This is a genomic window from Bradyrhizobium sp. Leo170 (genome assembly GCF_004296405.1).
Taxonomy (GTDB): Bacteria; Pseudomonadota; Alphaproteobacteria; order Rhizobiales; family Xanthobacteraceae; genus Bradyrhizobium.
Genome location: NZ_PSRR01000463.1, coordinates 1 through 5,232, shown reverse-complemented (window position 1 = coordinate 5,232; position 5,232 = coordinate 1). Strand labels below are relative to the sequence as shown.

Annotated in this window: 7 protein-coding genes; 1 reads left to right on the top strand and 6 read right to left on the bottom strand. The window is 64.2% G+C overall.

The features are described from left to right. Positions 1-80: 80 nt before the first annotated feature. Genes pip through pqqA form a run of 6 tightly spaced genes read right to left on the bottom strand, consistent with a single transcriptional unit; the run spans position 81 to position 4,430 of the window. Positions 81-1,067, bottom strand: a complete 987-nt coding sequence (gene pip / locus CWO89_RS40400) for a prolyl aminopeptidase (protein ID WP_130583839.1) — start codon at positions 1,065-1,067, stop codon at positions 81-83. Continuing rightward, positions 1,057-2,262, bottom strand: coding sequence for a pyrroloquinoline quinone biosynthesis protein PqqE (pqqE, locus tag CWO89_RS40395; protein WP_130583838.1), 1,206 nt, complete (start codon positions 2,260-2,262; stop codon positions 1,057-1,059). Before pqqE ends, pip begins: the two co-directional genes overlap by 11 nt. Next, the gene (gene pqqD / locus CWO89_RS40390) at positions 2,259-2,567 is read right to left on the bottom strand and encodes a pyrroloquinoline quinone biosynthesis peptide chaperone PqqD (protein ID WP_130583837.1); all 309 of its coding nucleotides are present in this window, start codon (positions 2,565-2,567) and stop codon (positions 2,259-2,261) included. Before pqqD ends, pqqE begins: the two co-directional genes overlap by 4 nt. 11 nt (positions 2,568-2,578) lie before the next feature. After that, positions 2,579-3,334 (bottom strand): pyrroloquinoline-quinone synthase PqqC, encoded by a 756-nt coding sequence (gene pqqC, locus CWO89_RS40385; RefSeq protein ID WP_130583836.1) that lies wholly within the window; start codon positions 3,332-3,334, stop codon positions 2,579-2,581. Positions 3,335-3,369: 35 nt separating this feature from the next. Further along, positions 3,370-4,299, bottom strand: coding sequence for a pyrroloquinoline quinone biosynthesis protein PqqB (gene pqqB, locus CWO89_RS40380; RefSeq protein WP_130583835.1), 930 nt, complete (start codon positions 4,297-4,299; stop codon positions 3,370-3,372). 50 nt (positions 4,300-4,349) lie between these two features. Continuing rightward, entirely contained in the window at positions 4,350-4,430 is an 81-nt protein-coding gene (gene pqqA, locus CWO89_RS40375; protein WP_130583840.1) for a pyrroloquinoline quinone precursor peptide PqqA, read from the bottom strand. 255 nt (positions 4,431-4,685) lie between these two features. Between pqqA and CWO89_RS40370 the strand changes: the two genes are divergently transcribed. Next, a complete protein-coding gene (locus CWO89_RS40370; protein WP_028166081.1) occupies positions 4,686-4,946 on the top strand; it encodes a DUF6894 family protein in 261 nt (86 codons plus the stop codon). The last annotated feature ends 286 nt before the right edge of the window (positions 4,947-5,232 follow it).

Here is a 5,232-nt window from a genome sequence, read left to right as displayed (position 1 = left end):
GCCCGCTGCGCCGGCTGCTGCCCGCGGAAGACCCGCCTGTCCGCCTGGCGGGTGCCCTCAGCATTGACTGGTGGGAAGCTCTAGCCCGGCTTGCGTGAGGCGAGATCCGCGATTGCCCTCATCACGGCGTCGCGGACACCAGGGTCGTACAGGATGTGTCCGGCGCCTTCGACGATCCGGACTTCGCCCTTGGGCCAGCGTGCGGCCAGCGCAAACGAGGTGGTCGGCGGACACAGCAAATCGTAGCGGCCCTGCACCAGGATTCCGGGAATGTCTGCAAGCTTGCCGGCGTCGTTCATCAACTGGTCGGGCGCCATGAAGCAGTCATTGGCGAAGTAATGCGCCTCCATGAACGGCGTCGCGGGCACGGCGCGCGAAGAGTTCAGCGAGGCGAGATCGAGCCGTATCCGGCTGGGCGCGTGGACGGAGAGAATGTGCTCGGTGTCATGCCAGGCGCGCGCGGCCGGGCCGTGTACCGCCGCCTCGGCATCGAGGATGCGCCGCCAATAGGCCTCGAGCGGCTGCTCGCGCTCCTCCATCGGCAGAATGCTCAGGAAGTCCGCCGACAGCGCCGGGTAGAAGCGCGGCAGCGTGTCGAGAAAGGCGCCTTCCAATTCCCTGCGCGTGCCGAGGAAGGTCGCGCGCAGCGCGAGGGCGGTGACGCGATCGGGATGCGCCTGCGCATAGGCCAGCGCGAGCGTCGCGCCCCAGGAGCCGCCGACCACCAGCCAGCGCTCGAAACCGAATTTCTGCCGGATCGCTTCCATGTCCGCGATCAGGAGCGGCAGCGTGTTGGCCTCGCGCTTTCCCTTCGGCCGGCTGCGTCCGGCGCCGCGCTGGTCGAACAGCACGGCATGAAAACGCTCGGGATCGAACAGGCGGCGGTGATCCGGCTGGCAGCCGCTGCCAGGGCCGCCATGCAGATAGACGGCGGGCACGCCGCCCTCGCGGCCGACACTCTCGACATAGATCTCGTGATCGTCGCCGACATCAAGGAATTCGGACGTCAGTGGCGCGAAAGGATCCGTGCGGCGCGATGATTTGCCCGCCTCGGCGTCAGGCGCCATGGTCGCCTTCCGTCTCCAGCGTGCCGCCGGCGAAATTGCGATAGAGGAAGCGGTTGTTGTTGGCGGCCGCCTCGGTCTCCGCGAGCTTGAAGATCTTCTCGTGCATCGGCGACAGCGTGCAGGCCGGATCGGTATTCCCCGCATCGCCGGTCAGCGCAAAGGCCTGGCAGCGGCAGCCGCCGTAATCGACCTCGCGGAATTCGCAGGATTTGCACGGCTCGGGCATCCATCCTGTGCCGCGATAGCGGTTGAAGGCGTCCGAGTTCTGCCAGATCCAGGCGATCGAATGGTTCGAGCGCACGGATTCGAACTGAAGTCCGGTGATGCTTTCGGCGGCATGGCACGGCAGCACCTTGCCGGCCGGCGAGATGTTGAAGAATTGCCGGCCCCAGCCGCCCATGCACTTCTTCGGCCGCAGCGCGTAATAGTCCGGCACCACGTAGTCGATCGCGAGCACGCCCTTCAAGCGCGCCTGCGCCTCCTCGACGATGCGGCTGGTCTCCTCGATCTGCGCGATCGTCGGCATCAAGGCCGCACGGTTCTTCAGCGCCCAGCCGTAATACTGCACATTGGCGACCTCGAGCCGGTCGGCGTCGAGATCGACCGCCATCTGGATGATGTCGGAAAGCTGGTGCAGGTTCTGCCGGTGCATCACCGCATTGACGGTGAGCGGCAGGTCGAGCTCGCGCGTCCATCTGGCGGCCTGGATCTTCTTCTCGTGCGAATTCTTCAGGCCCGCGACGCGGTCGGCCACGACAGGCTCGTTGCCCTGGAAGCTGATCTGCACGTGGCAAAGGCCGGCATCGGCGAGCGCCGCCAGTTTTTCCTTCGTCAGCAGCACGGCAGACGTGATCAGGTTGGTGTAGAGCCCGACGTCATCAGCATGCTGCACCAGCTCGACGAGATCTTTCCGCGCGGTCGGCTCGCCGCCGGAGAAATGGATCTGCAGCACGCCGAGCTCGACGAGCTCGGTCATCACCTTCTTCCATTCCTCGGTGGTGAGCTCGCTGCCGGAGCGGTCGAGCTCGACCGGGTTGGAGCAATAGGGGCATTGCAGCGGGCAGCGGTGCGTCAGCTCCGCGAGCACCGCCAGCGGAATGCCGTAGCTCGTCGCAGTCGAGCGGCGCTGCTCCAGCACCGCCAGCCCGTCATCCGGCGCGGCCGTCGTCTTGCCCTCGGCGAGAATGTCGCTCATGGCGTCTTCTCCCGTGCCTCGTTGAGAAAACCCTTATCCGCCAGGTCCTGCAGCATCGCTATCACGTCGGTCGAGATCGCCTCGCGCGGTGCGGCGTATTTCGCGGCGAGCTGATCGACCATCTCGGCGACGCTGCGCTCGCCGTCGCAGAGCTGCAGCACTTCGACCGCGATCTCATCCGGCGCCAGCACGCGTTCCGGCGCCAGGATCACCCAGACCTGCCGTGTCTCGTCGAACTTCAGCTTGGCATGCCGCGGCAATTTCGGCCGGCTTGCCTCGCTGACGCTGATGTTGCGGCCCGCCATCGAAAAATCCTCTAGCTCGCCGTCGGCACGAAGGCGCCGGGCGGGATGTGGCCGTCGACATAGGCATGATAGAGCGCGTCGAGCTGCACCCACAGCACGTTGGTCTTGAAGATCAGCGCATTGCAGACCGCCTCGCGCTCCGCCTGCGTCGTGGCGTGCTTCTTGACGTAGTCGAGCGCAAATCCGGCATCGCGCGGCGCCTGCTGCAGGCGGCGCTTGAAATAGCTCATGATATCAGGATTGACGAAGTCATAATGCTGCAGCATGCCGGAGATGCGCTCCTCGTGCAGGTTCGGCGCGAACAATTCCGTCAGCGAGGAGGCGATCGCCTCCAGCGGCGTCCGGTCGCGGCAGAAATGCACATAGGCTTCCACCGCAAAGCGCGTCGCCGGCAGGATGCCTTCGGTCGATTCGACATAGGCGCTGTCGAGGCCAAGGCCTTCGGTCAGCTTCAGCCAGCGCTCGATCCCGCCTTCGCTGCCGACATCGCCGTCATGGTCCTCGATGCGGTGGCGCCACTCGATGCGGGTCAGGCGGTCGCGGAAGCGCGAGATCACGACCGCGTCCTTGATCGGGATCGTGCTCTGGTAATAGTAGCGGTTCAGCGCCCAGGCCTGCACCTGGCCCTTGTTCAATTTGCCGCCATGCAAGAGCTTATGGAACGGATGCAGGTTGTGATAGCGCGTCGCGCCGATATGGCGCAGCACGGCTTCCAGCTCCTCGGCGCTATCAAGCGACACGCCCTTGCCGATCGAATAGGCGGTCATCCCTTTGGGCGAAGTTTCTTGGGGTAAAGGTGCGTTCAAAGCTCGATCTCCGTTCCGTCGGCAGGGATTTGCCAGCCGGCCCGCTCGGCGGCCTTCCGCTCGGGAGAGTCCTTCAACAGCGCCGGGTTGGAGTTGTTGATATGCAGGAACAGTTTTCGGCCGATATCAAGCTCCGCGAGGCTCTCGATCGCGCCGTGGCCGCCTGACATCGAAATATGTCCCATCCCCTGACCGGTCTTGTTGCCGAGTCCCGCCGCGATCAACTCGTCGTCGCGCCACACCGTGCCATCGAAGAACACCAGCGGCGCTCCTGCAAGCCGGGATTTCAGATCATCGGTCACGCGCGCGCAGGCGGCGAGGAAGTAGAGATATTTGCCGCTGGCCTTTTCCGCAATGCGCAAGCCCAGCGTATCGCCCACGCCGTCCTTGCCGGCCGGATGCGCTTTGCCCTCGAGATACCACGCGCCCTTGCCGGGAACCTCGAACGGCAGCACTTCGATGCCGGAGGGTGAGCCGTCGGGCAAGGTCGGCTCGAACGCGTGGTCCACGGCGATCGGCCGGCGCTTGACATTCTTCTCGCTCAGCACGTCGAAGACGCTATTGGACTTCAGGATCGCCAGCACCCGCTGGTGCGCGTAGATCGTAAACGGCGAACCCTCGCGCATCGACAATAGTCCCGCGATCGCGTCGATCTCGCCATTGGTGAGGATGACGCCCGCGATCGGACTATGGCGAAGCTCGCCGCGCTTTGGGTGCAATTGCGGCGTCGCGGTCACCTGCTGACGCAGGTCGGGCGAGGCGTTGACCAGGAACCAGTGCGCGCCGTCAGCGCTGACCGCGATCGAAGCCTGGGTGCTCTGCAGGTCCGGCGCTTCGCCTCTTGCCTTGGTGCAAACCGGGCAGCCGCAGTTCCACTGCGGAACACCACCACCGGCCGCCGCGCCCAGGACGACGACGCGAAGCATGATCCGTCTCCTGGCGAAAATCACGTGAGAGATTTGGCTGTCGCGTCCGCTTACTTGCGGGTCGCGCACATATACATGTTGATTTCCATGCCGACGGCGACTTCGGCGATCTTCGGTGCTTTCCAGGCCATTGAGCTCTCCTAAATTGAAACCGGGACGTATTCCGCCCTGCCAATAAAGTAATGCGGGCGAAAAAGTTCGCCAGTTAAATTTTGACGTGTTGCGCTGCATAAGTCATGCTGCGCCGCACTAGGGAATTCACGCAGTTGTGCGAGGGCCGCAAGTCAAATCATACGTTTCGCTGTTGTTCGCATTGCAATCAATAGCAATTCTGGGTTTGACGGAGGCTTCCATCGCAAGGGTCTCAACCGGAGTGTCTGCCGCCGATGCCGCGCTATTTCTTCAACACCCGTATCGGCGATGAGCTGATCTCCGACCCCGAGGGCGAAATCCTGCGGGATCCCGATCGCGCCTGGGAGATGGCGCGCGCCATGATTCGGGAACTGCTGCGGACAGAAGGTGCCGACGCCACGCTGTTGAATGCCGTCATCGAAGTGACCGACGACGAGGGCGATATCGTGCTCGAATTTCCGTTCTCCGAGGCGATCATCGGTCCGCCGGATACGGGCTCGGTCACGAAACATTGAAGGTCCGCGCGGTCGTTCTGCGCTGGATCGCTTCCCCGCCTCGATTCCGACCATGTTCCGGATTGCATCCGTGGACGAATGTCGGAAACTGCCGTTCACGAAGCCACGCCGGCGTGTGCAGGGCGCTGCACATGCGAGGACCAACAGGCTTTCGCATCCGGGGAGAACCACAACGATGAACAACCTGACCACGCCGCGCGGCCTTGTCCTGGCCGGCGCTTTCTTCGGCGCATTCACGCTTGCCGCCCATGCCCAGCAGCCCGCCAGTCCGCCTGCCGCCGGCGCG